Raw genomic sequence first — 25,844 nt, 5'->3', positions numbered from 1 at the left:
CCGGTCTCGGGATGACTCTGATGAGAATCGAGTCCGATATCGCCCGAACCGACAACGTTTTCGGTGGTCGAGAAGATGATGCTCTCGCACGGGCGCGCTTTAGACTCCCAGGCGAAATGAGGTGCCGGCCGGTACAGCTCTGCAGCCGACTCGACCGCCGCATCCTTGTCTTCGTATCTGCAATCATTGTCGGTGAACATGTTTCAAACACCCCGCGTTCGGGCCGCAGCGACCCGCCACCATGCGTAACCCTGCTCTGGATGGGGTCCACTTCTATCACATGCTCGCTATGTCTGTCCGAAGGATCGATTTGATCGTTTGGTAGGCGACCAGTCCTTCAGGCCCCAACTCGCGGCCGAGACCGCTTCCTTTAACTCCCCCGAAGGGCGCGGCGGCATCCAGCTGATAGTGGTTGATGCCGACGGTCCCCGTCTGTACGGTTCGGGCGACCTGTGTTGCCCGTGTCTCGTCGGATGACCATACGCTGCCTCCAAGACCGAAATCCGAGTCGTTGGCGATGTCGACGGCGTCCCCGTCCGAATCGTACGGAATGACGCAGAGAACGGGTCCGAAAATTTCTTCACGTGCTACCCGCGCTGCGTTGTTGACATCGGCGAATATGGTCGGTGCGACGTACCAACCCCGCGACCGGTTTTTGGGTATCCCACCGCCAGTCACCACGCGAGCGCCGGCAGCTTTCCCGATTTCGATATAACCCAGCACCCGGTCGCGCTGTTGCGAACTTGCCAGCGGGCCGATCTCGACAGCCTCGTCAAGCGGATCGCCGACTACCAGCGATCGGGCCATTTCCGCTAGCGCATCGACGATTTCGCTGTAGCGCGAACGGGGCGCAAGGACGCGGGTACTGGCATAACATAATTGACCGTTGTTACCGAAGGACACCGTGCGAAGTCCCTGCACGGTTGTATGCAAATCAGCGTCGTCAAGGATGATTGCAGCAGACTTCCCTCCCAGTTCTAACGCGACGGGCCGCATCAGCCGCCCACAGGTTTCGGAGACCGATCGGCCCACTTGCGTCGAACCAGTGAAAGCCACCTTGTCGACGCCGGGATGACGAACCAGATGGGCACCCGCTCCATCGCCACCCGGGACCACGTTCAGCACACCAGGAGGAAGTCCCGCTTCCGCGGCGGCCTCCCCGACCATCCTCGCGTCCAGTGCCGTCTCCGGTGCTGGCTTGAGAACCACCGTGCATCCCGCCGCCAATGCCGGGCCAAGCTTCATCGCCGCCAACAGGTGCGGGACATTCCACGGGACGATGGCGCCAACTACACCGATAGGCTCTCGGCGCACGATGGCGTGTCCGAGTAACGTGCGGCGAACCTCTTCGTCGTCGGTCTCACAGATCAGGCCTGCGTAGTAGCGAATCAGCGCGGCCGGAACGACACCGTTTGCAATTCGAGAGTAGGTAATCGGCGCGCCAGTCTCACGAGTGCACAGTTCGCCGGTGGTTTGGGCGCGCGCCTCAAGCCCGCCGGCCAGCCTTTGCAGGGCTTGGGCTCGTTCGGGAGTCGGAGTCGTCGCCCAGTCGGGTAGCGCCTTTCGGGCCGCGGCCACGGCGTCATCAATGTCGCCGAAAGTAGCGTCGGGTCCACGGCCGAGCACTCTCTCAGTAGCAGCCTCGATAACGGGCTGAGCTTTTCCGGCGGGCCGAAAGGCGCCGCCGATAAACAGTTCTGGGTCAGTGCCCTCCACAGAATCCTCCAGATGTCAGGTTTTCAGCGGTGTGCCGGCGGATCGTTGGCGACCCGTTCAATCTCGGATGTCGGTAATCACATTGTGGGGGATGTGGGCCGCTCCCGAGTGCCCCCAATCCGGCCGTCTGTCCCACAAGATATGACTTCACCGAACGGAATCAACTATGGGCGAGCATGTTTCGATTCACCAGGTCGACGTAATGCCGCTTGGCTGCTTACAGCTGCGCGTCAAGGTAATTGAAGATATCTCTCGTACAATATATTTCAAGAGTCTGCGCCACATCCGTCGTCTTCCACTTTCGAGAACCACTGCACTTTCCGAGGTCGAGGGTTTGAGGGCAGCGCGACGGTGGCACATCTTGGGGGAAAGAAGTCTCAATGCCCAATGGGCACTGAGCTTTCCATCCCGCAAACTAGTCAACGGGTTACCCCGACTCAGAAATTTGATCGTGACTGCGCGCGGCGTTTGGTGAAGGGTTCCTGCCGTAGCGCCGCTTTTAACGGTCAGAGCACAGACCGGTGATTTACGCGAAGGCCGCAGGATTGCGGAGGCAGGAGCGCACGAATGAAACGTAGTGACAACGATACGTGGGATCTGGCCACCAGTGTTGGCGCCACTGCAACGATGGTGGCCGCGGCCAGGGCGGCTGCCAGCAGGCAAGCGGATCCAATCATCAATGATCCGTTCGCCGAGCCTCTCGTCCAGGCTGCAGGTATCGAGCTGTTCGCCCGGCTGGCAAGTGGTGATTTGGAGTTCGCCGATATTGAGACCGATTGGATAACGCACTTCTTCGCCGTCCGCGTACGGTTCTTCGATAATTTCTTCCGGAGCGCGCTGTCCGCCGGCATCCGTCAGGCGGTGATCGTCGCATCTGGATTGGACTCGCGTGCCTACCGCCTGCAGTGGCCGGCGGGCAGCATCGTTTACGAGATCGACCAACCGGAGGTGATCGAATTCAAGAACTCGGTCCTGACTCGGGTGGGCGCCACTCCGAATACGCAATTGCGCGCCGTAAGCGTCGACCTGCGCCACGCCTGGCCGACGGCACTGCAGCAAGCGGGTTTTGATCCCTCGAGACCGACGGCCTGGCTGGCCGAGGGTTTGCTGATCGGATACCTCCCTAACGACGCTCAGAGTCGCCTGTTGAAGCAACTCACCGCACTTAGTGCACCCGGCAGCAAATTGGCCGCCGATCACTGGACGGAGGAATCGACCTCCCTCGGTTTGCAGATTCAGAGCGTTGCAGAAACCTGGAGGCGCCATGGGTTCGATGTCGACTTCGGTGGCCTTACTTATCCTCGCGAAGGTGGCGATGTCGAGAAAAGCCTGAAAGGACTCGGCTGGCACACCGCAACCCGCGGTCTGGCCGATTTGTTAAATGATGCCGGGGTGTCCGGGGATACCTGGGACAGTGTGTTGCGCGGGCACGAGGCGATCCACTATGTCACCGCCACCCGAAAGTAGCTCCAGCGCGAACGTCACGACGCCGGCCACGTGACGCCGAGACGGCTTGCCACCGGCAGATGCAACCTTCCGCGACAACCTGTTACTGGTCGGCGGGAACGGGCCCGGACGGGCGTGGCCGAAGGCAATATTAAGCGGGGAGGAGCTCTCCGACACGGGCACCAATCCTGGCTCGCTCGGGTAGCCTGCCCTGCGGCTCCCGCAGCCGCGACCAACCGACAGAATTGTGTAGAAATGGAACCCCATGCCCATCTATCAGTGCTACAGCCCGAGAGGAATGCTGACGGCGTCTGCGAAAGCCAAACTCGCCGACGAGATCACCACTATTCACACCAACGTCACACGAGCACCGGAGTTGTTCGTCAATGTTCTGTTTCATGAGATACAGGAAGGCGACTGCTTTGTCTCCCGCAAACCGTCAGCCAACTCGTACCTTTTCGGTGCCATCCGCCACGGACGTGACGTCGAGACCCGCCAGGGCTTGCTGCGTGACTTCTCGCGAATGTGGACGCGTGTCACCGGGCAGTCGGAAGCCGAATTCCTGGTCGTGCTGACCGAGGCTGATCCTGCAAACGCAATGGAGGCAGGGTTGATCTTGCCCGAGCCCGGCCACGAACAAGCGTGGTTCGAGGAAAACCGCGTTCGGCTGACGGAATTGGGAGTTAAGGCCTGAACGCTGGACCTTCGGCATACAGGTCTGCAAGTTAACGGAGGCTCGGTACCGCTACGGGCTAGCCCGCGACTGGCGACGCGCCGGTATTCGGTAACCTGGCATTCACTAACGCGGGGTGGAGCAGCTCGGTAGCTCGCTGGGCTCATAACCCAGAGGTCGCAGGTTCGAATCCTGTCCCCGCTACTAGTGCAGACGGCCCTCGGAGAATCTCCGGGGGCCGTTTTCATGCCTAGCGGGGCAGCACGCCCTCGATGGCGCTGATGACCTCGGGGGCGTCGGGCTCGGTGCGCGGGCGAAACCGCTGCACCACCTCACCGCCAGGGGCGAGCAGGAACTTCTCGAAGTTCCACTGGATGTCGCCGGCCTGGCCGTCGGCGTCCGGGGTCTTGGTCAGCTCGGCGTACAGCGGGTGGCGGTTGTCGCCGTTGACGTCGGTCTTCGAAAGCAGCGGGAACGTCACCCCGTAGGTCGTCGAGCAGAATTCCCGGATCTCGTCGGCCGTGCCCGGCTCCTGGCCCATGAACTGGTTGCAGGGGACGCCGACGACAGTCAGGCCGCGCTCGCCATAGTCCTTGGCCAGCTTCTGCAGCGCGGTGTATTGCGGAGTCAGCCCGCACTTGGAGGCTACGTTGACGACCAGCGTTGCGCCGTCGGACAATTCGGCCAGCGTGGTCGGCTGGCCGTCGAGGGTGGTCAGGGCGATGTCGTTGAGGGTCACGCCGATGACGCTAACGCAATTCAGAGCCAGCCGGTGCGGGCGGCGGCAACCGGCTCGGCGGGAGCCGGGGCCAATTCGCCGTTGCGCACGCCGTCGAGCAACCGTTTCACCGCGGTGACGATTTCCGCGGCCGCCGCCGCGAGGCCGGTGATGTCGGCTTCGCTGACCTCGTCGGCGTCCACGCCGGCGCGGGCCAGGACGGCGGCCGGGTCCGCCAGCTGCTCGGTCAACCAGGCCAGCGGGTCGGCGGACAGCTCGGGGACGAAGTGCCGACGGCTGGGCTCCCAACCGTCGAACTGCGGGTGGTGGTGGGCCCGGTCCAGCGTCCCGGGCGGGCTTTCCGTGGACCCGAAGAGGTCCACCCGCCACAGCGGGCGGGTGAAGGCGATCGGGACGCCGGCGTAGATCGAGCCCTGGGGCGCAGCCCGATCGACGAGCCGAAGTTCCAGCCTGACGCCCCGTTCGGGGGTCTCCTGACCCTCGAGCGGGGACGGGTCGATGAAGTACATGTCCCCGACGACCACGCCCAGGGATTCGAAGCCGAACGCTGCGAGCATCGCGCACCTTTCCTTAGCCTTCTCGAGCCTAGACCCGGCTCGCCTGCCGCGGCATCCGTCGAATTATGTGAACGTTGATTCGCGCACCGGCGGCTGTCACGGTACATTTCGTTGATCTTCGTGACTGCAGGTACGGAGTCCCTGGCAAGGGCCGGGGGCGGAGAACCTGCCGCGGGTCAACGCGCGCGGCGGCCCGGGTGGCGCCCCGGGGTGCTGGCAGCCGATCACCCGCGACCTTATTGCCCGCACCGGAGTCGGTGATGGGCACCGGCAACAGCCTCGCACCGTACAACCACCTCGACACCGGATCGCCGTATGCGATCGGGTACGTCTCGGGCCGCCAGGTCGGCGACAACACCATCGACCCGTAACCACATTTTCGGGGCTCGAATCACCTGAGGGAGAGTATGATCCGCCTCTCGGGGTGCTCGGTGAGCGGGCGGGTGTGGGGATGGTCGTTCGAAGGATGATGTTGTGCGCCCGGCAGTTTCCGCCGTTTCTTGGTTTGTGCCACTGCATCGCGGTAGATTTTGCTGGTCTTATTTCATAGGTGACAGGCCAGCGCCCGGTGGCGACGGTCCCGAGGTGAGGGGCAGCGGTGGCGACGGTGGGTTACCCGGATAGCCAACCGCGCGGGTGGCCGTCCATCGCCGGACCCGGGATCATCGGGCGCACGGGGTAGGCCATGGAGGGTTCACCCGTTCAGATCAACGACTCGCGAGAGCCGCCCTACAAGTTCATCACCATCGCCGTGCTGGTGGTCCTCGCCGTGATCTTCACCCTGGTCTACATCCAGTTCCGCGGGGGTTTCACACCCAAGACCGAGCTGACGATGTTGGCGTCGCGGGCCGGGTTGGTGATGGATCCGGGTTCGAAGGTCACCTATAACGGGGTGCAGATCGGGCGGGTGGGGTCGATCTCGGAGACGGTGCGTGACGGGAAGCCGGCGGCGAAGTTCACCCTGGAGGTGTATCCGCGTTATTTAACGCTGATTCCGTCGAATGTGAACGCCGATATCAAGGCGACGACGGTGTTCGGCGGCAAGTATGTGTCGTTGACGACGCCGGCAAGCCCGTCGGCGCACGGGATTTCGCCGCACGCTGTGATCGATGCGCGCTCGGTGACCACCGAGATCAACACCCTGTTTCAGACGATCACCTCCATCTCGGAGAAGGTCGATCCGGTCAAGCTGAATCTGACGTTGAGTGCGGCCGCGCAATCGTTGTCGGGGCTGGGGGAGAAGTTCGGTCAGTCGGTGATCAACGCCAACGTGCTGCTCGATGACGTGAACCCGCAGATGCCACAGGCGCGCAAGGACATTCAGCGGTTGGCCGCGCTGGGCGATACGTACGCGAACGCGTCGCCGGATCTGTTGGATTTCCTGAACAATGCGGTGATCACCTCGCGCACGATCAATGCCCAGCAAAAGGATCTGGATCAGGCGTTGTTGTCGGCGGCCGGGTTCGGCAACACGGGCGCGGATCTGTTCAATAAGGGTGGCCCGTATCTGGCGCGCGGAGCGGCCGACCTGGTCCCGACCGCGCAACTGCTGGACACCTACAGCCCCGAAATCTACTGCCTGATGCGCAGCGAGCACGATGCACTGCCCGCCACCGGTGCGGCCGAGGGCGGGTTCAACGGCTACTCGTTGAACATGGACACCGAGGTGCTCTCCGGGCTGGGACTGATCGCGAACCCGGTGTCCGCGGTGCCCGTTATCGCGTCGATGGTCGGCGGCATTGCCGGCATAGTCGGAGGTGCGCCGAACCCTTACATCTACCCGGAGAACCTGCCGCGGGTGAACGCGCGCGGCGGCCCGGGTGGCGCCCCGGGGTGCTGGCAGAAGGTCACCCGCGATCTGTGGCCGGCACCGGAGCTGATCATGGACACCGGCAACAGCATCGCGCCCTACAACCACCTCGACACCGGATCGCCGTATGCGATCGAGTACGTCTGGGGCCGCCAGGTCGGCGACAACACCATCAACCCGTAGCGGCCGGCGCTCGTCAACGCCGCGTTGCGAGAATCTCTACCCGGCAAGCCGATTCGGTATCACACACTCAGGCTTGGGTGGCCGCCTTCGGCCGTGCGCTGGACTTCACGTCACGCCCGGCGCCGGCCGACATGGAGGCGGCCTCTCCGCGAGCCAGACCGACCGTCGCGATGATCACCACGACCGTCGTCGCCGCGATGACAAACCACTCCCAGCCTCCGGCTTCCAACGTCTCGCTGAGCACGACGATGCCGAGCACCCCACCGACCACGGGCTTCGCCACGATGATCGTGGGCAGCGAGGCGGTCAGCGCGCCGGCTCGGTAAGCCGATTGGTGATAGATCATTCCGGCGACCCCGCAGAACACCAGCGCGTACAGCTCGAAGGTCTGCCAAATGTGGCCGGTGTGGTGTTCCAGGATGTCGACGACGCCCTTCATCAGGACCGCGAACACGGCCAGGAAGGTGCCTGCCACCGCGGCCAGCATTACTGCCGCGACCGAACGATCAGCCCAGATCCGCGCTCCGAGCAAGCCCAGCAACAACAGCGGGCCGATCACCAGGGCCACCACGATCCACGTGTGCAGCGGCGCCCGCTGCTGGCCGCCCGTGGGGTCTCCGACCGCGATGAGCACGGCCAGCGCTACCGCCAGTACCAGTGCCCAACTCCATTCCCGGCCGGTGATGGGCTTACCGGTCATCCGCGAATAGATCGGCAGGGCGAAAAGCAGCGCCGTCACCTGCAACGACATCACCAGCAGCACGGAGCCCTTGTCCAGCGCGGCGGCCAGCAGCACGTAGCTGCCGATGTCCCCCAAACCGCCCAGCCACCAACGCTTGTCGCGCAGCAACATGCCGAACAACGTCAGGTGGCCCACCCGTTTGTCGGTGACCTCCTGCGCGGAGCGTTGCCGCACCACATTGCCGATCGCGGACGCCAGCGCTGCGCACAGGGCGAGGAGGGCCGCTAGATGCACGTCCGACACGGCATTGCCTCCTCGCTGGGTGCTCGCTGGGTGCGGTTGGACTACCCGTCCAATCTAGTCGCGCACCGCGTGGCGGGCGCGCGGAAGGGGTTGCCGGGTTAGCTGCGGCGCTGTCGAGGGGACGTCAAAGCGGGAATTTCGTCCCGGTGAGCCGCTCGGACAGTTCCCACAGGGCGGTGGCGGTGTGGGCGCGCTTCGCCGGCCAGTGGCGCCAGGTCGGCTGGGTGCGGCCGTACAGTCCGAATCGCGGGCCGACGAAGGTGTCGCCCGGCAAATCCTGCGAGGCCGCGTACAGCGTCTGGCGGGCGCCGAAGTCGGCGTCGGTGGACACGATCCGGTCGACCGCGAGGACCGCCGCGTCGCCGAGCTTGCGGCCGGAGTTGCCCTGCAGGTTGGTGTGCGACCAGCCGGGGTGGGCGGCCAGCGCACGCAGCGATGTGGGGACGTCGTCCAACCGCCGCTGCAGTTCCTTGGTGAACAGCAGGTTGGCCAGCTTGGACTGGCTGTAGGCCAGCCAGGCCGAATACGGCCGGGACTGAAAGTTCAAATCCTTGAGGCTGATGTAGCCGAAGTGGTGCATCAGCGACGACACCGTCACAACCCGGTCGGTCAGCTTGGCCAACAGTAGGTTGGTCAGCGCGAAGTGACCGAGATGATTGGTGCCGATTTGGCCCTCGAAGCCGTCGACGGTGACCGCGTGTTTGGTGGCCATGATGCCGGCGTTGTTGATCAAAACGTCGGCCGTGTCGATTCCGTCGGCGAAGCGCCGCACCGACGACAGGTCTTGCAGATCGAGCTCGCGCACCTCGGCCGTCCCGATTGCGGGACCGGTCGCCGAAGCCGTCATGCGAGCGGCGGCGGCGCGGCCCTTGTCGACGTTGCGGACGGCCAGGATGACGTGGCCGCCGACCCGAACCAACTCGCGGGCGGTGATCTCGCCCAACCCGGCGTTGCCGCCGGTGATGATGACGGTTCGTCCGGCGAACGAGGGCAGCTTTGCCGCGGTCCAATTTGCCATGGCAGCCACCCTAACTTCGCAAGTGCGACGGTGGCTGCCGGAGCGGGAGGGAGTTGAAGCGGGCTGCGGGAGCGTTACGGGACCATTCGGGTGCGCGGGTATTGTGCCTGGGATGCCCAGCGAAATCCCACCTGAGCAATTGCCCGGACGGCATGTTGCCAGGCGCGCGCCGGGGACCGCCAGATGTATGTAGGCGTCATCGTCAATCCGAAAGCGCGGAGGAATCGCGCCGCTCCCGGCGACCGCATCGCCGAACTGCGTCGCATCGTCGGCGACCGCGGCGAGGTGCACGAGACCGATTCCATCGAGGAACTCCGCGACGCCATCCAGCAGCTCGCACCGCGGGTCACCCACCTGGTCGGCGACGGCGGCGACGGCGCACTGCACTGGCTGATCAACGAGATCGAGCGCTGCGTCGGTGATCCGCAACGCTGGCCTGCGTTCGTCCCGACCAACGGTGGCAGCGTTAACGCCGTCGCGCGCAAGGCCCGCGTGCGCGGGCGGCCCGAAGCGATCATCCGTGCGTTGACATCCGCGGCCCAGAAGGACCAGCCTCCGCCGGAAATGGTCCTGGACACCTTGGTACTCGATGGCGCAACCGCCGACGGCGCCGCGTTTCACCGGCTCTGTTTCGGGCTGGCGGCCGGGGGCGTCGGGAACCGTTTCTACGACCGGTATTACGACTCACCCGATCACGGTCGGCTGGCCGTCGCCCGAGTGATCGCTCGCAGCTTCGGCGACTACATCACCTCCAAGGTCGCCCCGACCCGAGTGAAGACACCGAATTACGCGTCGATCCTCTTCACGCCGACGCAGGCGCGCGTGGTGATCGACGGCGATGAGGTGCCGTCGCGCACCCACAGCTTGTTGCACGCCGGCGCGATCGACCTGCGCATCGGTGGGCCGCTTCGGCTGTTCCCCAAGGCGTCCGAGCCCGGTGCGCTGCATTTTCAGGCCGGAAACCTACGGCCATCCAGGATCGTGGCGCAGCTTCCGACTGCCCTGACCAGCGGCCTGCTTCGCGGTAAAGGGCTGCGCGACGTCATCGGCCACGAGATGACGATCGAAGCCGAGGACGAGCCCCTGTCGCCGATCATCGACGGTGAGCGTTTCCTCGACATCGTGAAACTGGTGGCCAGCGCGGGCCCGCGGATCCGCATCGCCCGGCCCGCATAACCGCCTGCCGCCCAGTCGCATTGTGCGACGCTAGCCCGCCGCTATCAGGCACGCGGTATCCTCGCCCGATAATTGCGTTTTTGATTTGCGATTCCGTTAACCCGTGTGACGAAGGTAAAAGCCTGTTTCAGGGTTGATGGATGTTTGGCGGCCATTAGTAAATCCGTGTATTTGTGAATACTTACTTCAGTATCTCAGATCGCAGGTCGCTAGGAATGCCCTGGTCACCAACGACTGAAGTACTGAAATGCGTAGGCGCGTAGATCAGGATTCGCGCATTCAAATTCGGCGGCTAAGTTTATCCTGTGAATGTAGTGTGTGATCGCCATTAATGCTGTTCAACCTTTTGCTCCGGGGAGGCAGGAAGCGCTACATTGGGTTCATATTTAACGACGGAAGTCGTTCTCGGGCCAACCTGGAAGGGGGATCACTCCGACATGGAGACGCTGATCGATTACCTACACAACTGGGAAGCGCAAAGGCCAGACCAGACCCTCTTCCGGTTCGTCGATGGCGACGGCCGCGAAATCGAGCATTACACCTACCAGGCCTTCGCCGAACGCACCCGCGAACTGGCCGCGTACCTGTCCAGGGAGGCCGGTCTCAAGTCGGGCGAACGTGCGCTGCTCGTGTACCCGCCGGGTCTGGAAATGGTCGCGGCGCTGTATGCATGCGCGCGCATCGGGGTGATCGCCGTTCCGGTCAGCCCGCCCTTGCCGATGTCCTTTGATGCCGGGCTCGCCAAGCTGAGCTTCATCGCGCGCGATTGCCAGGCCACTGCCGTGCTGTCGACGAAGCAGTTCGAGTACGACTTTCGCCTGCTGCTGGCCCAGCGCCGAGGCGAACAGCTCTGGGGGGACGAGTCGGGCGCCGGCCTGCCGGAGCTGCCCTGGTTCGCCACCGACGGCGCGCAGGACTTCGGCGGCGGCCTCGTCGCGGACACTCCCGGCGAGGTGCTCTTCCTGCAGTACACCTCGGGCTCGACAAGCGATCCCAAGGGTGTGATCGTCACCCACGCCAACATCATCGCCAACGGCTTCGCCTTCAGTGGCGGCGACGTGGTGGTGGCTTCGTGGCTGCCGCAACATCACGACATGGGGCTGATCTCGGCCTACATGTTCGTCGTGCTGTTGGGCGGTTCCACGCATGCGATGTCGCCCCTGGACTTCCTCGCGCGGCCGTCGTCCTGGCTCCGGCTGATCAGTGACGTGCGCGCGACGCACACGCCGGGACCCAACTTCGCGCTCGATTACTGCCTGCGCCAGGACAAGCTGCCCGCCGCCGAATTGGCCGGCGTCGACCTGAGCAGCCTCGAATGCATCGTGGTGGGCGCAGAGCCCCTGCGCGCCGGCACCTTCGCCCGCTTCCGGCAGCGGTTCGCCGAGTACGGCTTGCGGCCCGAGGCGCTCACCGGCGCCTACGGCATGGCCGAATTCACCCTGACCGTGTCGATCCGCGGGCGCCAGACGATTGCGGTGAACAAGCGTGGGCTGGAGCGCAATGTCGCTCGCGTCGAAAAAGCGCTGCCGGAGAACAGCAACCAGGTCACGTTGGTCAGCTGCGGCAAGCCCATCGAGGGAGCCCTGGTTCGCATAGTCGATCCCGAATCGCGCCAGGCGCTGCCCGACGGGCGGGTCGGCGAGGTCTGGCTGGCCGGACGCTCCAAGGGCGCCGGGTACTGGAACCGGCGTGAGTTGACCGCGGAGATATTCGGCGCGCGCGTCGCCGGCGACGACGAGCACACCTTCCTGCGTACCGGCGATCTGGGCTTCCTCTACGAGGGCGAGCTGTTCGTCTGTGGCCGCAGCAAGGACCTGATCATCGTCCGCGGCGTCAACTGCTACCCCTCTGACATCGAGGCGGTCGTCGAGCGCACGTCAGCGCACGTCCGTAGCGGCTGCGTGGCCGCCTTCTCAGTCGAGCACGATGAATCCGAAGCGCTGGTCGTCGTCGCCGAGGTGCGCGACGAGCACAACCTTCCGGACGCCAAGGCCTTGGCCCGCGCGATCCGGCGGCACGCCCACATCGATCCGCACGCGATCGTCTTCGCGCCGCCGCGCAGCATTCCCAAGACCACGTCGGGCAAGATCCGGCGCTCGTCGACCCGCCAGCTGTGGCTGGACGACAAGCTGCGCACCTTCGCGAGCTGGGTTAACCAGTCGGCCAACCGAACTCACGATGACCTGGCTGCGGGTCCGCTGGAGCGCTTCCGATCCCTCATCGAGAGCTACGACCTCTCCGGCGACGAGGACTGCTCGTTCGCCGATCTCGGCATCGACTCGCTGGCGTTGGCCGAACTCCGCACGGACCTGCAGGCCTTGCTGGAGGAGAACGGCGCGGGCGAACTGGCCGAAGAGGTCAACACCCGCCTGCTGCAGCGGCTGACAGTGTCCGAATTCTTCGGTCTGATCGGCCAATTCGGCGAGGGGTCCGGGCAGGCGCTTGACGCCCTGCGCCGGGCACTGAATCAGATCTCCGCCGAGTACGAGGCCCAGGAGGCCGCCCAGATGCGTGCCGATGCGGCACTGCCGCTTCCGGAACTGGCACCCGTCCGGCCGGGCGAGCCCACCGATCTCCTGCTGACCGGCGCGACCGGATTCCTCGGGCCGTTCCTGGTGAGTAGCCTGCTGGCGCAAACCTCCTACACGGTGCACGCATTGGTGCGCGCCACGGACGCCGCACACGGCCTGGACCGCATCGTCGCGTCGCTGCGCCGCGCCCAGCTCTGGACGCCGGCGCTGGAAGCCGATGTCCGCGCCCGGGTCCGCATCGTCTGCGGCGACCTCGCCGAGCCCGCGTTGGGTATCGGGGAGGCGGGTTTCCAGCAGCTGGCGCAGGACGTCGATGCCGTCGTGCACAATGGCGCCCTGGTCAACTACGTCCGCACCTACGACGCCCTGCGGCCGGCCAACGTGGAGGGCACCCGCGAGCTGTTGCGGCTGGCGATGACCAACCACCGCAAGGCTTTCCACCTGGTCTCCAGCACGTTCATCTACGGCTGGAGCACCGAGCCGGTGGTCGGGGAGTGGGATGCCAACGAGAAGATGGCCGGGCTGGACTTCGGCTACTCGCAGACCAAGTGGGTCGGCGAGCAGCTCGCTCTGGCCGCGCAGCGCAAGGGACTCGACGTCCGCATCTACCGGCCCTCGCTGATCTCGCCCACCCGCGCGGGCTTCGGCAGCCAGGACGACATCCTGGTGCGGCTGACCGCGTTCATGATCGAGCACGGGGTCGCCGTCAACGCGCTCAACCAGATCAGCCTGCTGCCGGCGGACTTGATCGCGGATCACATCGTGACGCTGATGGGCCTGCCGGACGAATCGGGCAGCGTCTTCAACATGACCGCCGACGACTACTACAACCTGCCCGACGTCACGCGGATCCTGTCCGAGCGCTACGGGTATCGGTTTGAGTACCACGACATCCCGTCGTTCACCGAGCAGCTGAACCGCCGCTGCACGCCGAACGACCAGATGTATCCGCTGGTCGATTTCCTCACCCGGTCGGCGGACAAGATCGCGGCGATGCGGGACAAACGCTACGACAACACCCAGTACCGCAACCGGCGAGAGCTGGCCAAGGTCCGGCTGCGTGAGCCGGCCCTGACCGAAACGGTCGATCATCTGGTCCGGTTCTTGCGCAGTGAGCGTTTAATCACTGAGGTAGACGATGAGGCACAGCGCAGCGCCTGATAATGCAGCGGATCGGCGCGAGACAGCAAGGGGATGGCACCATGTTCACCGTCGATGAGTTCACCGTCGATGACAGGGCAACCGGCCCGCATGACGCCTCGCTCGACCACGAGCGGATCGTCCTGCAGGCGCGCGACGTCGACTTCGACTGGTCGACGCTGCCGTTCTACTACGTGCCCAACGAGCCCTTCACCACGCACTTCTGCAATGTGTTGCACCTCTTGTTGCCGGCGGGTGAAGAATTCATCGTCGCCGCCTTCAAGGACACCTTGCCGCTGATCAAAGACGATCAACTGCTGCGCGATGTGCAGGGATTCATCAGCCAGGAGGCGATGCATTCCCAGGCCCACGCGGGCGTGCTCGGGCACTTCGCGGTCAAAGACATCGACGTGACGCCGTTCACCGACCAAATGCGCTGGCTATTCACCCAACTCATCGGCGACCGGCCGCAGTGGAGCCCGCGTCGGCGACAAAGCTGGCTGCTCGAGCGGGTATCGATGGTCGCGGCACTCGAGCATTACACCGCGATCCTGGGCGAATGGATTCTGGACACCCCGCAGCATGACGCGATGGGCACCGACCCGGTGATGCTGGACCTGCTGCGCTGGCACGGCGCCGAGGAAGTCGAGCACAAAGCGGTCGCCTTCGACACCATGAAGCACCTGCGTGCCGGGTATTGGCGACAGGTGCGCACCCAGCTACTGATCACGCCGGCGTTGCTCTGGCTGTTCGTTCGCGGCGTGCGATTCATGTACTCGGTGGACCCCTACTTGCCGCCCGGCACCAAGCCGCGCTGGCGGGACTACTTCCGCGCCGCCCGGCGGGGTTTGGTGCCCGGCCCATTCCAGTTCCTCCGGGTCATCGGCGCTTACTACAAACCGAGTTTCCACCCGTCCCAGTTGGGCGGGGTGGGGCGCGCGGTCGACTACTTGGCTCGCTCGCCCGCCGCCCGCGCGTCGCACTGACGATGACAACCGAGTTGGTTTCAACCACCGTCACCGCCTCCGACGGCGTGCGACTGGCGGTGCATGCCTATACCGACATCGATCCGGGGCGGCCGACCATCCTGGCCATCCACGGGTATCCGGACAACCACCACGTGTGGGACGCGGTGGCGACGGCATTGGGTCGTCGATTCAACGTCGTGGCGTACGACGTGCGAGGCGCCGGCCAATCCTCAACGCCGGCAGACCGTTCGGGATATCGGCTCCCGCAATTGGTCGCCGACGTCGGCGCGGTGATCGAGCGGCTGGGCGTGAACGACGTGCATCTGTTGGCCCACGATTGGGGATCGATCCAGGCCTGGGCGGCGGTCACCGACGACACCGTGATGGGCAAGGTCGCCTCATTCACCTCGGTGTCCGGGCCGCACCTGCCCTACGCGGGCAGATTCCTGCGTTCAGCGCGCACGCCGCGCGCCCTTCTCGACGTGGTCAAACAGGTCCTGGCGTCGTCCTATATCTGGTTTTTCCTGTGCCCGGGCCTACCGGAACTGGCGATCCGGTCCGGGGCCACGGTGAAAGTCTTTGAGGCGGTGGGGCGCATCGGTGGATCGGCCGCCCGCAGCGGGCGCGGTACCGCGTACCGCTCGGTCGATGACTACCTGAACGGGCTCAACCTGTATCGGGCGAACATGCCCGCACCGATGCTGTCCCCGCCGCCACGGTTGCCGCAGACGGCCGTGCCGGTGCAGGTGCTGGTCGCACGCCAGGATTATTTCGTATCGCCTGCCCTGCAACGGTTTACCGGCTCCATCCCGGAGGGCGGCAGGGTCGTCCCGATCGAGGGCGGCCATTGGGTGGTCAGCGCATACCCCGATGTCATCGCCCGGCTCACCGCCGAGTGGGTCGACCTGATCGCCCCGACCGCGGACCGTCGCGACATCAGCCAGATGTGAGGATGATTGTGGCACAGAAGATTTGGGACAGCATTCCGGCCGACTTGTATGGCCGCCGCAAGCGTGACCGCATGTATACCGCGTTGTACGGGGTGGGTACGCTGTTCGGCGGCTTCGCGTCGGCGTCGCGGTGGACATCCTCGCGCGTGGAGTCCGTGCGGCGCACCACCACCGCGGTGGTCGCCAACCGGGAACTTCTGACGCCGGATGTGGTCGCGTTGACGTTAACCGACCCCGACGGTGGATTGTTGCCGGCCTGGACACCAGGTGCGCATATCGACGTTCGGTTGCCGTCGGGCCGCCGGCGCCAGTACTCGCTGTGCGGTTCACCCGGCCGGCGCACCGACTACCGCATCGCGGTGCGCCGCATTGCCGAGGGTGGCGGCGGTTCGATCGAAATGCACGACACCTATCAGGTGGGCGACAAACTCGAGTTCGAAGGGCCCCGCAACGCCTTCTACCTCGTCACCGACGAGCGCGAGGTGTTGTTCGTGATCGGCGGCATCGGGGTGACTCCGATCCTGCCCATGATCCACATTGCCCAGCAGCGCGGAATCAATTGGCGCGCGGTCTATGCCGGTCGCAGCCGGGATTACATGCCCTTGCTGGACGAGGTGGTGGCCCAGGCTCCCGAGCGGGTCACCGTGTGGGCCGACGACGAGCGCGGCGGATTCCCCACTGCGTCCGACTTGCTCGCCGACGCCGGGCCGGCCACCGCGGTCTACGTGTGTGGTCCCAGCGCCATGTTGGAATCGGTGCGCACCGCGCGCAACGAACACGCGGACGCGCCGCTGCACTACGAACGTTTCGGCCCCCCACCGGTGGTCGACGGCGTTCCCTTCGAACTGGAACTGGCCCGCTCGCAGCGGGTGCTCCGCGTGCCCGCCAATCGGTCGGCGCTGGACGTCATGCTTGACCGCGATTCGACCACCGCATACTCCTGCCAGCAGGGGTTCTGTGGAACGTGCAAGGTGAAAGTGCTTGGCGGACAGGTTGATCGCCGGGGGCGCACCGTCGAGGGCGATGACGAGATGCTGGTCTGCGTTTCCCGCGCGAAGTCCGGACGCGTGGTGATCGACGCCTGAGCGCTCGGATGCGCCCAGTTTGACCATCCGCCGTGCACAATGGCCACGTGCAGGGATTCGGCTTCCACACCTTGGCGCTGCTGACCGCTGTCGGTTTCGCCGGCCCGGTACTGGCGTCGGTGCCACGCCTGCGGATACCGGTCACCATCGGCGAACTCATCGCGGGTCTGGTCATCGGCAGGACCGGTTTCGGCGTGGTCGACGCATCCGACCCGACCCTCCAATTGTTCGCGAACATCGGCTTCGCGCTGGTGATGTTCGTGGTGGGCAGCCATGTCCCGGCCCGCGACCCCGCGCTGCGGTCGGCCGTTCCCAAGGCGTTGGCGCGAGCGATCCTGGCCGGCGCCGCGGCGGCGGCCCTGGGGTTCGGGCTAGCCACGCAGTTCGGCACCGGACACGCGGCACTCTACGCGGTGCTGATGGCCTCGTCGTCAGCGGCCGTGACGTTGCCGATGATCGATTCCCTGCGATTGCGCGGCCCGCAGGCGCTCTCCATCACCGCGCAAATCGCGATCGCGAACGCGGCCTGTATCGTGTTGCTGCCCTTGGTGATCGACTTTCGTCACGCGGCGACGGCGGCACTGGGCGGGTTGGCCATCACCGGCTGCGCGGTGCTGCTCTTCGCGGTGCTGCGTTGGGTCGACCGCAGGGGATGGCGTCAGCGCATGCACGACTATTCGCACACCAAGCAGTTGGCGCTGGAACTGCGGATCAATCTGCTGGTGCTGTTCGGGCTGGCAACGCTGGCCGTCAGTGCCGACGTATCGATTATGCTGGCGGGCTTCGCGTTGGGTTTGGTGATCGCCATGGTCGGCGAGCCGAGGCGGTTGGCGCGTCAGTTGTTCGGCATCACCGAGGGTTTCTTCAGCCCGCTGTTCTTCGTCTGGCTCGGCGCCTCGCTGCAGGTACGCGAGCTGGGCTCGCAACCGAAATACATCCTGCTCGGTATCGGGCTGGGGCTCGGCGGCGTGCTGGCGCATTGCGCGGGACGGTTGCTCAGCCAGCCGCTCACGTATGCGGTGATGTCCTCCACGCAGCTCGGTGTGGCGGTGGCCGCGGCCACCATCGGCACCCAACAGCACCTGCTTGCCCCTGGCGAAGCCGCGGCATTGATGTTCGGTTCGCTGCTGACCATCGCCTGCACATCGATCGCGGGTGCGCTGGCGGCGCGCGGCCAGGACGCCGCCGAGCCGGAGGCGCAGGCCACCGCCGTCAAACCCGTTCCTTGAAGAGGCGATCGGCCCGCCGGCCGCCGCCCGCTGCACTGGCGGCGCGGACCCGTGATCGCGCCGCCGAATCTGAGTAGTCTTACGGATCCCTGCCAACGGTGTGCTGCCGCAGGCTCATTGGCATGACCGTACCCAGCAGCATGTCGAAAACCACCGCCGCGTTCTTCGTTCAGGCCGCCGTCGCGTTCGCGATCAGCTTCGTGGCCGCGCTCGGCGGAATCTACTTCCTCCCGCTTGACCCGTGGCCACGATTGTTCCTCGGCGTCACCTTCATATTCCTGGTGTCGAGCGCGTTCACCCTGGCCAAGGTCATCCGCGACCAGCAGGAGGCCGCCACCGTGCGGGTACGACTCGATGAGGCCCGCATCGAAAGGCTGCTCGCGGACTACGACCCGCTCAATGCCGCGAACTGAGTAGTACTACTCAGCCTCAACGCGTAGAAGTGCGCAGGCTTGCGCCCGCATCGTCGGCCAGGCTTCTCTCATCGCACGATTCCTCTTTACCGCAACGCATTTGCACAGAAGGGCTATCACGCTGCCATGACAACTCTCGTGAAGTTTCCCGACGTCGCCGAGGTGGCCGCGAATACGCCGGCCGATCGGGATCGAGTCCTGGACGTCATCCGCATCACCTCGCTGGTCGGCGTGGTGCTCGGCCATACCGTGATGGCGGCCAGCATCATTGAAAACCACGTCTTGATCTGGGACAACCTGCTCACCACCTCGACGCTGTTCCAAGCGATGACGTGGCTGCTGCAGATCATGCCCCTGTTCTTCTTCGCGGGTGCGGCGGCGTGCGTGTCGTCCTGGGCTCCCGGCACCAACTGGGGGGACTGGCTGATGAAACGCTGCACCAGGCTGTTCCGCCCGGTGTTCTATTATCTGGCATTCTGGGCCGTCACGCTGACGGTGCTGTATCGGGCGCTGCCGCAACACATCTACGAGCCGATCGCCGGCGTCAGCACGCAGTTGCTCTGGTTTCTGGGAGCTTACGTTTTGGTGCTGGCCGCCATGCCCGTCCTGTATCGCATCATGACGGCCGGGCGCCTTTTCGTCGGGGTGGCAACGGTCTACGGCGCGATCGCGCTGATCGACGTGATCCGGTTGCACTGGCCGGCGACGATGCCGCTGGGTTACCTCAACCTGGCGGTCTGGCTCATTCCCGCCATGTTCGGCGTGGCCTACCGTCGCGGGCTGCTTCCTGGCCGCGCCGCGCTGGCCGTCGCCGCCGCCTCCTTCGCGGTGGATCTCGCCCTGGTGCACTGGGGGCCGTACCAGATCAGCATGGTCGGCACCGGTGACCATCATCTGTCCAACACCAGCCCGCCGTCGCTGCTGCTGGCCGGCCACGCAATCATCCTGAGCGCGTTGGCAATCGCGGCCGCACCGACGATCGCGCGCTGGGCGCAACGACCGCGCGTGTGGTGGTGGACGGCCATCGGCAACTCCGGCGCGATGACTCTGTACCTGTGGCACATGCCGGTACTGCTCGCCGTGCACCTGGTCTTCGATTACCTTGACTGCCCGCGCTTTCCGGGCGCGCAGGATTTTCTCGCCATCAGCCTCGCGCAGGTGCTCATCGTTCTCGTTGCGGTGGCCGGGCTGTTCGTCGTGCTGCGGCCGCTGGAGAACAACCCGCTGTCCGGCTGGGACCGCGCGCCCGCGGTGACGTCGCGCGGCCGGGGTCGCGCCATCGGTGCCCTGTTGTGCGTGGCCGGCGTAGCGCTGCTCGCCGCGATCAGGTGGGGACTCAAGGACGACGGGCTGGTATGCATGGCCGTGGTGGTGACCGCGCTGGTGACCGCGCGGATCGTGGCCCAGCGCAATGCCAAGGCGCCGGGGCGGCGCCCGCACGCGGCGGCACGATAGGACAGGTGGTGAAGGCATCCGCCCGCCACGCGGGTCACGGCTCTTCGTCCAGGCCGTGCTCGATGACGTATCGCGTCAGTTCCACCCGATTGGCGACTTGAAGTTTGCGAAACGTCGCCTGCACGTGGTTTTCCACGGTGCGATGGCTCAACACAAGCTTCTCGGCGATCTGCTTGGCGGACAGCCCTTTTGCGACATAACGCAACACCTCCGTCTCACGGTCGGTGAGGCTGGGACGGGTGGGGCCGTCGTCCTTGCTCTGCGCGATGCGCCGGTATTCCCCCAGCACGAGTCCCGCCAGGCTCGGGGTGAACACGGCCCGCCCGGCCGCTGTAGCGGTAACCGCCTGTGCCAGCTCGGATTTCGATGCGCTCTTGACCAGGTACCCCGTCGCGCCGGCCTTGACTGCCTCCAGGACGTCCTCGCGTTCGTCGGAGGCCGATAGCACCAGCACCCGCGACGAGGGTGAGACCGCGAGCACCGCAGCGGTCGCCTGCGCACCGTCGCCGTCGGCCAGCTGCATGTCCATCACCACCACGTCGGGCTTGACCGCCGCCGCGCGGCGCCGCGCGGCAGCCACACCGTCGGCCGTTGCGACGACGGTGAAGCCGTCCTCGGCCAGGTCGCGAGCGACCGCGTCGCGCCAGATCGGATGGTCATCGACCACCATCACCGTCGTCGGCGTCTCGTCATCCGCCATGGCGTCCCTCCCCGCGCGGCACGCACAACTCCCACTCGGTGCCTTCGCCGGGCTCGCTGTGCAACTCGGCGCTGCCGCCCAACGACGTCAACCGCCCCACGATCGCTTGGGAGATGCCCAGGCGTCCCTGGCGCGTCGCTTCCTCGAGCCGGCCGGCGACAATTCCCACGCCGTCGTCGCGCACACTGACTAGAACGGAATCGCCGAGGTCCTCCACGAGCACGAACGCGCGCGCATCCGGGCCGGCGTGGGCGACCACGTTATCCAGCGCGTTGCCCACCGCGGCGTCGAGTTCGGTTGCCGCCCAGCGCCCCAACGGCACCGCGGTACCGGGCAAGCTGATCGACACCTGATCGCTTTCGCGGCACCGCAGTAGCGTGCGCAGGTCGACCGTGGCACCCTCGGTTTCCGGGTCGACGTCCGTGGACGCCAGCCAGCGCCGCAACGCGCGTTCCTGCTCGCTCGCCAACTCGGCGAGTTCGGCTGTGGCGCCGCCGATCTCATGCCCCTTCTTGGCGACCAGCGCCAGAACCTGGATGGCCCCGTCGTGGACCTGCCGGGACAACCGGTCGCGCTCCTGGACCGCCGCCGTCAACCGGGCCGCTTTCTGCAGCTCGTCGTGGGCGCGGCGCGCAGTCTGCGCGGCCATCCCGATCGCCGTGCCGATCGCCAGTTCGATGATGACGGTGGCGTTGTGCCCGAGGTTGAGCGCGAGGTAGTTCTTGACCGCGAAGTTGGCGGCCAGCACCGCCAGTCCCGTCAGCATTCCGCCCACGGGCCCGAACTGGATGGCGGCCGAGATGGTCGGATTGCTGGCCCACAACGTCGTCGGCCAGGTCTGGTTCTCGGCTGCCCAGTGCGGGCTCGCGACGAGGTTGTTCGACCACATCAGCAAGACGACGACCACCAGCTCGGCGAGCACCCATGACGGTCTGCGGCCGAATCCCCTCAGGTAGGCGAACGCGCACGCCGCGCTCCAGCCGATCAACCCGGCGAAAAGCACCCAACCCAGTACGGGCCGAACCAGATCCGGGTTGATCGCGATTTGAAAGCCGGTGGCATAGATGCAACTCAGCAACCGGAACACTTGCGCCGCGCGCCACAGCGGCGTGGTGGGATCGGGGCCGTGCGTCGCCATCGTGGTCAGCATAAGGGCGCGCGGCGCCCTTATGGACCGGCCACGCACACGGCCGCAAGACGCACATGGCCGAAAGTCCTTTGAGTTAGAGCCGTCGTGCCCTCGCGGCGCGGGCGAGGATGCGTGACGGTGAATATCAGGAAGGCGCTAAGAGAGGGGGAGCCGGGATGAGCATCAGCTTTCCGGACGCCGGAACGATCCGGACGGCCCTGACTTTGGCATCGCGCGCCCCGTCGGTGCACAACACCCAGCCGTGGCGCTGGCGTGTCGAGGCGACGAGCCTGCAGCTCTACGCCGATGGCGGCCGGCAACTACCCAACACCGACCCCGACGGCCGCGACTTGATCCTGAGTTGCGGCACGGCGCTGCATCACTGCGTTGCGGCGTTCGCGGCGGTGGGTTGGCGATCCAGGGTGAGCCGGCTGCCCGACGCCGACGACCCCAGTCACCTGGCTACGATTGAGCTTTCTCCTCAGCCCGCCAATTACGTCGACATCGCACTCGCCGCGGCCATTCCACGCCGGCGAACCGATCGGCGTCACTACAGCTCCTGGCCGGTGCCCGTGGGTGATATCGCGCTCATGGCGGCGCGAGCCGCCCGCGCCGGCGTTACGCTGTGCCAGGTCGAAGACATCGACGCGCTGCACGACATCGTCGCCGAATCCGTCCGCGAGCACCTGACCCAGGACTATCTCGCCGAGCTCACGACGTGGAGCGGGCGCTACTTCTCGGTCGCGGGCGTTCCCGCCCGCAATGCGCCGATATCGGACCCGGACGCCAAGATCCCGAGCCGGTTGTTCGCCGGTGCGGCGCTGCCGATGGCGCCGGATTCGTCCGCGGCCGACGACAACGCCGTGGTGCTGGCGCTGGGCACCCGCCATGACGACCGGCTGGCGCAGCTGCGCGCAGGTGAAGCCACCAGCGTCGTGCTGCTCACCGCGACGTCGACGGGACTGGCCAGTTGCCCCGTCACAGAACCGCTGGAGATGGCCGAGACCCGGGAAGCGGTCCGCTCCGACATCTTCGGCGACACCAACTACGCGCAGATGCTGCTTCGGGTGGGTTGGGCACCGATCAACGCCGACCCGCTGCCGGCGACGCCGCGACGTGACCTCGGCGACTTCGTCGAATGGGCCGACTGATCGCGGACGCTAAACATCACCCGGCGGCGACCCGAACTGGAAGCGGCGGCCGCTGATGCTTTCCGGAACGATGCGCACATAGTGCTCCTTCTCCGGCCTGGTCCACGGCAACACCTGCGCGCGCTCGGCCTCCTCGAGCTCCTCGGGGGTGCGCAGCGAGCGTGCCTTGCCGCGGATGACCACGCTCCATGCCTCGGCGACGTTGTGGTCGTCGACTTCGAAGAGCACCCGATTGTTGATCGCGGAGCTGACCAGTTTGGTTCCCTCCCCCGTGCGGAACAGCACGGTCCGGCGCTGCACGACGTAGTTGACCGGGAAGATGTCGGGCTGACCGTGCGCGTAGGTGACCAGCCGGCCCAGCGCCAGGCTGCCGAGGAGCTCCCAGCATTCGTGCACCGGCAGGATGTCGACTCCCTCGTCGGTCATCGGATCGCCCCTTCCCGCGTGTGCCGATTCGTACCCGCAATTAGCCGCCGCCGCAACGTTATTGAAAAACCAATGGCTGAAGCGCCGGCCGAAGGTCCTCACTCTCGGGGACCAAAGTCGTTGAACCAGTGGCTTCTCGATGCTTCCCGTCGAGAATATGGGATATTGGGTTGGTCTGCCGCAATGTATTGTCAGACCGGCAGGAAAGGGCCCGTCATGGTCAAGGTGTTCCTGGTCGACGATCACGAAGTCGTCCGCCGCGGTCTTTCCGATCTGCTCGCTTCCGATCCCGATCTCCAGATCGTCGGCGAGGCGGGCACGGTTGCCGAGGCAAAAGCGCGGATACCGGCGCTGCAGCCCGACGTCGCCGTTCTCGACGTTCGCCTGCCCGACGGCAACGGCATCGAACTGTGCCGCGACCTCCTGGCGGATCACCCCGACCTGCGCTGCCTCATGCTGACGTCGTTCACCTCCGACGAGGCGATGCTCGAAGCGATCCTGGCGGGCGCCAGCGGGTTCGTCGTCAAGGACATCAAGGGCATGGAGCTTGCACACGCGATCAAAGAGGTGGGCGCGGGTAAATCGCTGCTGGACAATCGGGCGGCCGCCGCGCTGATGGCGAAGCTGCGCGGCGCGACCACCCGCGACGACCCGCTGTCCGGGCTGACCGAGCAGGAAGGAATCCTGCTCGGGCTGCTCAGCGAAGGGCTGACCAACCGGCAGATCGCGGCGCGGATGTTCCTTGCGGAGAAGACGGTGAAGAATTATGTGTCCCGATTGTTGGCCAAATTGGGCATGGAGCGCCGCACCCAGGCCGCGGTGTTCGCATCGAAACTGAATCAGCGGTCCGGCCCACCGTCGATGTCACCGGACTGGTCGGGGTGAGCGGCGACGAAAACGGCTCGGCGTTCGCGGACTCGGGCGGCGCGGGGCTGGTCACCAAGTTGCACGCCCAGACGAGTTGCTGGACGCGCGCGATCAGATAAAGCGATTGCTGCGGGTGATCGTCGAGACCGGTGCGGGCCTCGATCGCGACGCTGCACCGGACATCAGTGCGGCAAGGGAAATCGATGTCTGAAAACCAAGGCTGTTACCGCCCAGCAGTTCACCCGCGATTGGCGGAGGGCTCGACGCGTTCGTGTGCGGTCAGCATCAGGTGGTCGAACTCGGACTGCGCGTTCAGCGGCAGACCGGCACGGCGGAAGTCTTCGGCGATCCGCTCTGCCAGCGGCCGCAGCTTGATATTCGCCTCCTGGGACAGCCATTTGAGCAAATCGAAGGCCGCGCTTTCGCTGATGCCGTAGATCAGCATCAGCATGCCCTTGGCTTGTTCGATGCCGGCCCGATTCTCGCTGATTTCAGCGATTTTCGCGCTCATCTCGTCCTCGCGCATTCGTTCGCGCGGTTCGGAGACGTCGATGTAGAACCCGTGGGTTCCGATCACGTCACCGTCGTCGTCGAGGATCTGGTCGCCGACGACGACGACATGATGCACGTCCCCCCGGGTATCGACGATCCGATGCTTGGTGCTGAACGCCTGGTGCGTTTGGATCATTTGATCGATGGTGGCCGAGACGTGTCCGCGGTCGTCGGGATGCTTGTGCGACAGCACCAATTCGGTGGTCGGAGTGACACTGCCGGGCTCATACCCGTGCATGCGCTGCACTTGTTCCGACCACTCCCAGCGTTGGTCGGCGAAGTAAAACCGAAACCAGCCCGCGGGTTGTGCCGCGCCGCCGGCCAGCGCCCGTTCAACGTTGGCCGTTTGGCCATCGAGTTCCCATTTCATGGTGTATCCGGTCTCCCTGGCGGCACCGGGCGAGTCGCCCCAGCGGCGGCCTGGGGCCGGCGGCGGGCGGCGGTCGGGGGAGTTGACCGCCGCCCGGTCCGCCGGTCGGTCAGGCGTTGATGACCTCGCGCTCCGGGGCGCTCTCTCGGACGGCCCGGGGTGTGTCGCCGCGGCCGACGGCGATCTTGCGCGGCTTCGCCTTCTCGGCCACCGGGACATGCAGGCGCAGAACGCCTTCGGCGTACGAGGCCTCGATCTTGTCGGTATCGAGATTTTCGCCGAGCACCAACTGGCGGCTGAACACCCCGCGCGGCCGCTCGGTGGCCAGCATCTCGCGGTTGGGATCGACGGCCGGTCGTTCGGCGCGCACGGTCACAACGTTGCGCTCGATGTCGATGTCCAGCGAATCGGCATCGATGCCAGGCAGATCGAACTCAACGACGAACTTCTCGCCTTCGCGCCAAGCGTCCATCGGCATCACCGCCGGCCGGGCTGCGGTACCGAGGACCTGGTGGGCGAAACGGTCGAGCTCACGGAACGGGTCTGAACGCATCAGCATGGTGGTCACCTCTCAC

General features: G+C 65.6%; 23 protein-coding genes, 1 tRNA gene and 1 pseudogene. 15 read left to right on the top strand and 10 right to left on the bottom strand.

Annotated elements, in window-relative coordinates:
• Nucleotides 1–276: 276 nt before the first annotated feature.
• Nucleotides 277–1,716, bottom strand: coding sequence for an aldehyde dehydrogenase (locus A5686_RS04665; protein ID WP_067931594.1), 1,440 nt, complete (start codon nucleotides 1,714–1,716; stop codon nucleotides 277–279).
• Between the two features lie 567 nt (nucleotides 1,717–2,283).
• On the opposite strand from A5686_RS04665, the gene A5686_RS04660 reads away from it, so the two are divergent.
• From A5686_RS04660 to A5686_RS04650, 3 genes are all read left to right on the top strand, one after another.
• Entirely contained in the window at nucleotides 2,284–3,183 is a 900-nt protein-coding gene (locus tag A5686_RS04660; protein WP_067931592.1) for an SAM-dependent methyltransferase, read from the top strand.
• A 244-nt stretch (nucleotides 3,184–3,427) separates the two neighbouring features.
• Nucleotides 3,428–3,856, top strand: a complete 429-nt coding sequence (locus A5686_RS04655; RefSeq protein WP_067931590.1) for a tautomerase family protein — start codon at nucleotides 3,428–3,430, stop codon at nucleotides 3,854–3,856.
• 109 nt (nucleotides 3,857–3,965) lie between these two features.
• Nucleotides 3,966–4,039: transfer RNA gene (locus A5686_RS04650), tRNA-Met, on the top strand.
• A 46-nt stretch (nucleotides 4,040–4,085) separates the two neighbouring features.
• On the opposite strand, the gene A5686_RS04645 is transcribed toward A5686_RS04650, so the two are convergent.
• Entirely contained in the window at nucleotides 4,086–4,574 is a 489-nt protein-coding gene (locus A5686_RS04645; RefSeq protein ID WP_067931588.1) for a glutathione peroxidase, read from the bottom strand.
• Between the two features lie 20 nt (nucleotides 4,575–4,594).
• Complete coding sequence (locus tag A5686_RS04640; RefSeq protein WP_067931586.1) at nucleotides 4,595–5,131, bottom strand: hypothetical protein; 537 nt, start codon at nucleotides 5,129–5,131, stop codon at nucleotides 4,595–4,597.
• Nucleotides 5,132–5,291: 160 nt separating this feature from the next.
• Between A5686_RS04640 and A5686_RS26375 the strand changes: the two are divergent.
• Nucleotides 5,292–5,502 (top strand): annotated as a pseudogene (locus tag A5686_RS26375) (MCE-family protein MCE1A); the annotation flags it as partial.
• 314 nt (nucleotides 5,503–5,816) lie between these two features.
• Entirely contained in the window at nucleotides 5,817–7,124 is a 1,308-nt protein-coding gene (locus A5686_RS04635) for an MCE family protein (RefSeq protein WP_067931584.1), read from the top strand.
• Nucleotides 7,125–7,191: 67 nt separating this feature from the next.
• Here A5686_RS04635 and A5686_RS04630 read toward each other — a convergent pair whose 3' ends face one another.
• Both A5686_RS04630 and A5686_RS04625 read right to left on the bottom strand, forming a co-directional pair.
• Complete coding sequence (locus A5686_RS04630; RefSeq protein ID WP_067931582.1) at nucleotides 7,192–8,109, bottom strand: DMT family transporter; 918 nt, start codon at nucleotides 8,107–8,109, stop codon at nucleotides 7,192–7,194.
• 124 nt (nucleotides 8,110–8,233) lie between these two features.
• A complete protein-coding gene (locus tag A5686_RS04625; RefSeq protein ID WP_067931580.1) occupies nucleotides 8,234–9,127 on the bottom strand; it encodes an oxidoreductase in 894 nt (297 codons plus the stop codon).
• 183 nt (nucleotides 9,128–9,310) lie between these two features.
• On the opposite strand from A5686_RS04625, the gene A5686_RS04620 reads away from it, so the two are divergent.
• The 8 genes from A5686_RS04620 to A5686_RS04585 all read left to right on the top strand — a co-directional run bounded on the left by A5686_RS04620 (nucleotide 9,311) and on the right by A5686_RS04585 (nucleotide 20,074).
• A complete protein-coding gene (locus tag A5686_RS04620) occupies nucleotides 9,311–10,303 on the top strand; it encodes a diacylglycerol kinase family protein (protein WP_067931578.1) in 993 nt (330 codons plus the stop codon).
• A gap of 437 nt (nucleotides 10,304–10,740) precedes the next feature.
• Nucleotides 10,741–13,995: a thioester reductase domain-containing protein gene (locus tag A5686_RS04615; protein WP_067931577.1), complete on the top strand. Its 3,255-nt coding sequence runs from the start codon at nucleotides 10,741–10,743 to the stop codon at nucleotides 13,993–13,995.
• A 41-nt stretch (nucleotides 13,996–14,036) separates the two neighbouring features.
• Nucleotides 14,037–14,960 (top strand): metal-dependent hydrolase, encoded by a 924-nt coding sequence (locus A5686_RS04610; protein WP_067931632.1) that lies wholly within the window; start codon nucleotides 14,037–14,039, stop codon nucleotides 14,958–14,960.
• 2 nt (nucleotides 14,961–14,962) lie between these two features.
• Nucleotides 14,963–15,892 carry an alpha/beta fold hydrolase gene (locus tag A5686_RS04605; protein ID WP_067931575.1) on the top strand — a complete coding sequence of 310 codons (930 nt, stop codon included), beginning with the start codon at nucleotides 14,963–14,965 and terminating at the stop codon, nucleotides 15,890–15,892.
• A gap of 2 nt (nucleotides 15,893–15,894) precedes the next feature.
• Nucleotides 15,895–16,977: a PDR/VanB family oxidoreductase gene (locus tag A5686_RS04600; RefSeq protein WP_067931573.1), complete on the top strand. Its 1,083-nt coding sequence runs from the start codon at nucleotides 15,895–15,897 to the stop codon at nucleotides 16,975–16,977.
• Between the two features lie 32 nt (nucleotides 16,978–17,009).
• On the top strand, nucleotides 17,010–18,206 hold the full coding sequence (locus tag A5686_RS04595) for a cation:proton antiporter (protein WP_067931571.1): 1,197 nt from the start codon (nucleotides 17,010–17,012) through the stop codon (nucleotides 18,204–18,206).
• A 122-nt stretch (nucleotides 18,207–18,328) separates the two neighbouring features.
• On the top strand, nucleotides 18,329–18,619 hold the full coding sequence (locus A5686_RS04590) for a YiaA/YiaB family inner membrane protein (RefSeq protein WP_067931569.1): 291 nt from the start codon (nucleotides 18,329–18,331) through the stop codon (nucleotides 18,617–18,619).
• A 126-nt stretch (nucleotides 18,620–18,745) separates the two neighbouring features.
• Nucleotides 18,746–20,074 (top strand): acyltransferase, encoded by a 1,329-nt coding sequence (locus A5686_RS04585; RefSeq protein ID WP_067931564.1) that lies wholly within the window; start codon nucleotides 18,746–18,748, stop codon nucleotides 20,072–20,074.
• A gap of 34 nt (nucleotides 20,075–20,108) precedes the next feature.
• On the opposite strand, the gene A5686_RS04580 is transcribed toward A5686_RS04585, so the two are convergent.
• Together A5686_RS04580 and macS are read right to left on the bottom strand one after the other, a co-directional pair.
• The gene (locus A5686_RS04580; protein WP_067931562.1) at nucleotides 20,109–20,774 is read right to left on the bottom strand and encodes a response regulator transcription factor; all 666 of its coding nucleotides are present in this window, start codon (nucleotides 20,772–20,774) and stop codon (nucleotides 20,109–20,111) included.
• A complete protein-coding gene (gene macS, locus A5686_RS04575; RefSeq protein WP_067931560.1) occupies nucleotides 20,764–21,924 on the bottom strand; it encodes a MacS family sensor histidine kinase in 1,161 nt (386 codons plus the stop codon). Before macS ends, A5686_RS04580 begins: the two co-directional genes overlap by 11 nt.
• A gap of 155 nt (nucleotides 21,925–22,079) precedes the next feature.
• Here macS and A5686_RS04570 point away from each other — a divergent pair, with 155 nt between their 5' ends.
• Nucleotides 22,080–23,054: an NAD(P)H nitroreductase gene (locus tag A5686_RS04570; protein WP_067931558.1), complete on the top strand. Its 975-nt coding sequence runs from the start codon at nucleotides 22,080–22,082 to the stop codon at nucleotides 23,052–23,054.
• 9 nt (nucleotides 23,055–23,063) lie between these two features.
• Here the strand turns inward: A5686_RS04570 and A5686_RS04565 are convergent, their stop codons facing one another.
• Nucleotides 23,064–23,480, bottom strand: a complete 417-nt coding sequence (locus tag A5686_RS04565; RefSeq protein WP_067931556.1) for a pyridoxamine 5'-phosphate oxidase family protein — start codon at nucleotides 23,478–23,480, stop codon at nucleotides 23,064–23,066.
• Between the two features lie 216 nt (nucleotides 23,481–23,696).
• On the opposite strand from A5686_RS04565, the gene A5686_RS04560 reads away from it, so the two are divergent.
• A complete protein-coding gene (locus A5686_RS04560; protein ID WP_067931554.1) occupies nucleotides 23,697–24,365 on the top strand; it encodes a response regulator transcription factor in 669 nt (222 codons plus the stop codon).
• A gap of 220 nt (nucleotides 24,366–24,585) precedes the next feature.
• On the opposite strand, the gene A5686_RS04555 is transcribed toward A5686_RS04560, so the two are convergent.
• Nucleotides 24,586–25,269 (bottom strand): PAS and ANTAR domain-containing protein, encoded by a 684-nt coding sequence (locus A5686_RS04555; protein ID WP_067931552.1) that lies wholly within the window; start codon nucleotides 25,267–25,269, stop codon nucleotides 24,586–24,588.
• 109 nt (nucleotides 25,270–25,378) lie between these two features.
• Nucleotides 25,379–25,828: an Hsp20/alpha crystallin family protein gene (locus A5686_RS04550; protein WP_067931629.1), complete on the bottom strand. Its 450-nt coding sequence runs from the start codon at nucleotides 25,826–25,828 to the stop codon at nucleotides 25,379–25,381.
• Nucleotides 25,829–25,844 lie beyond the last annotated feature (16 nt).

It is taken from the genome of Mycobacterium sp. E2479 (assembly GCF_001667925.1).
In the GTDB taxonomy this organism is placed as follows: Bacteria; Actinomycetota; Actinomycetes; order Mycobacteriales; family Mycobacteriaceae; genus Mycobacterium.
This window is presented reverse-complemented; position numbering and strand designations above follow the sequence as displayed.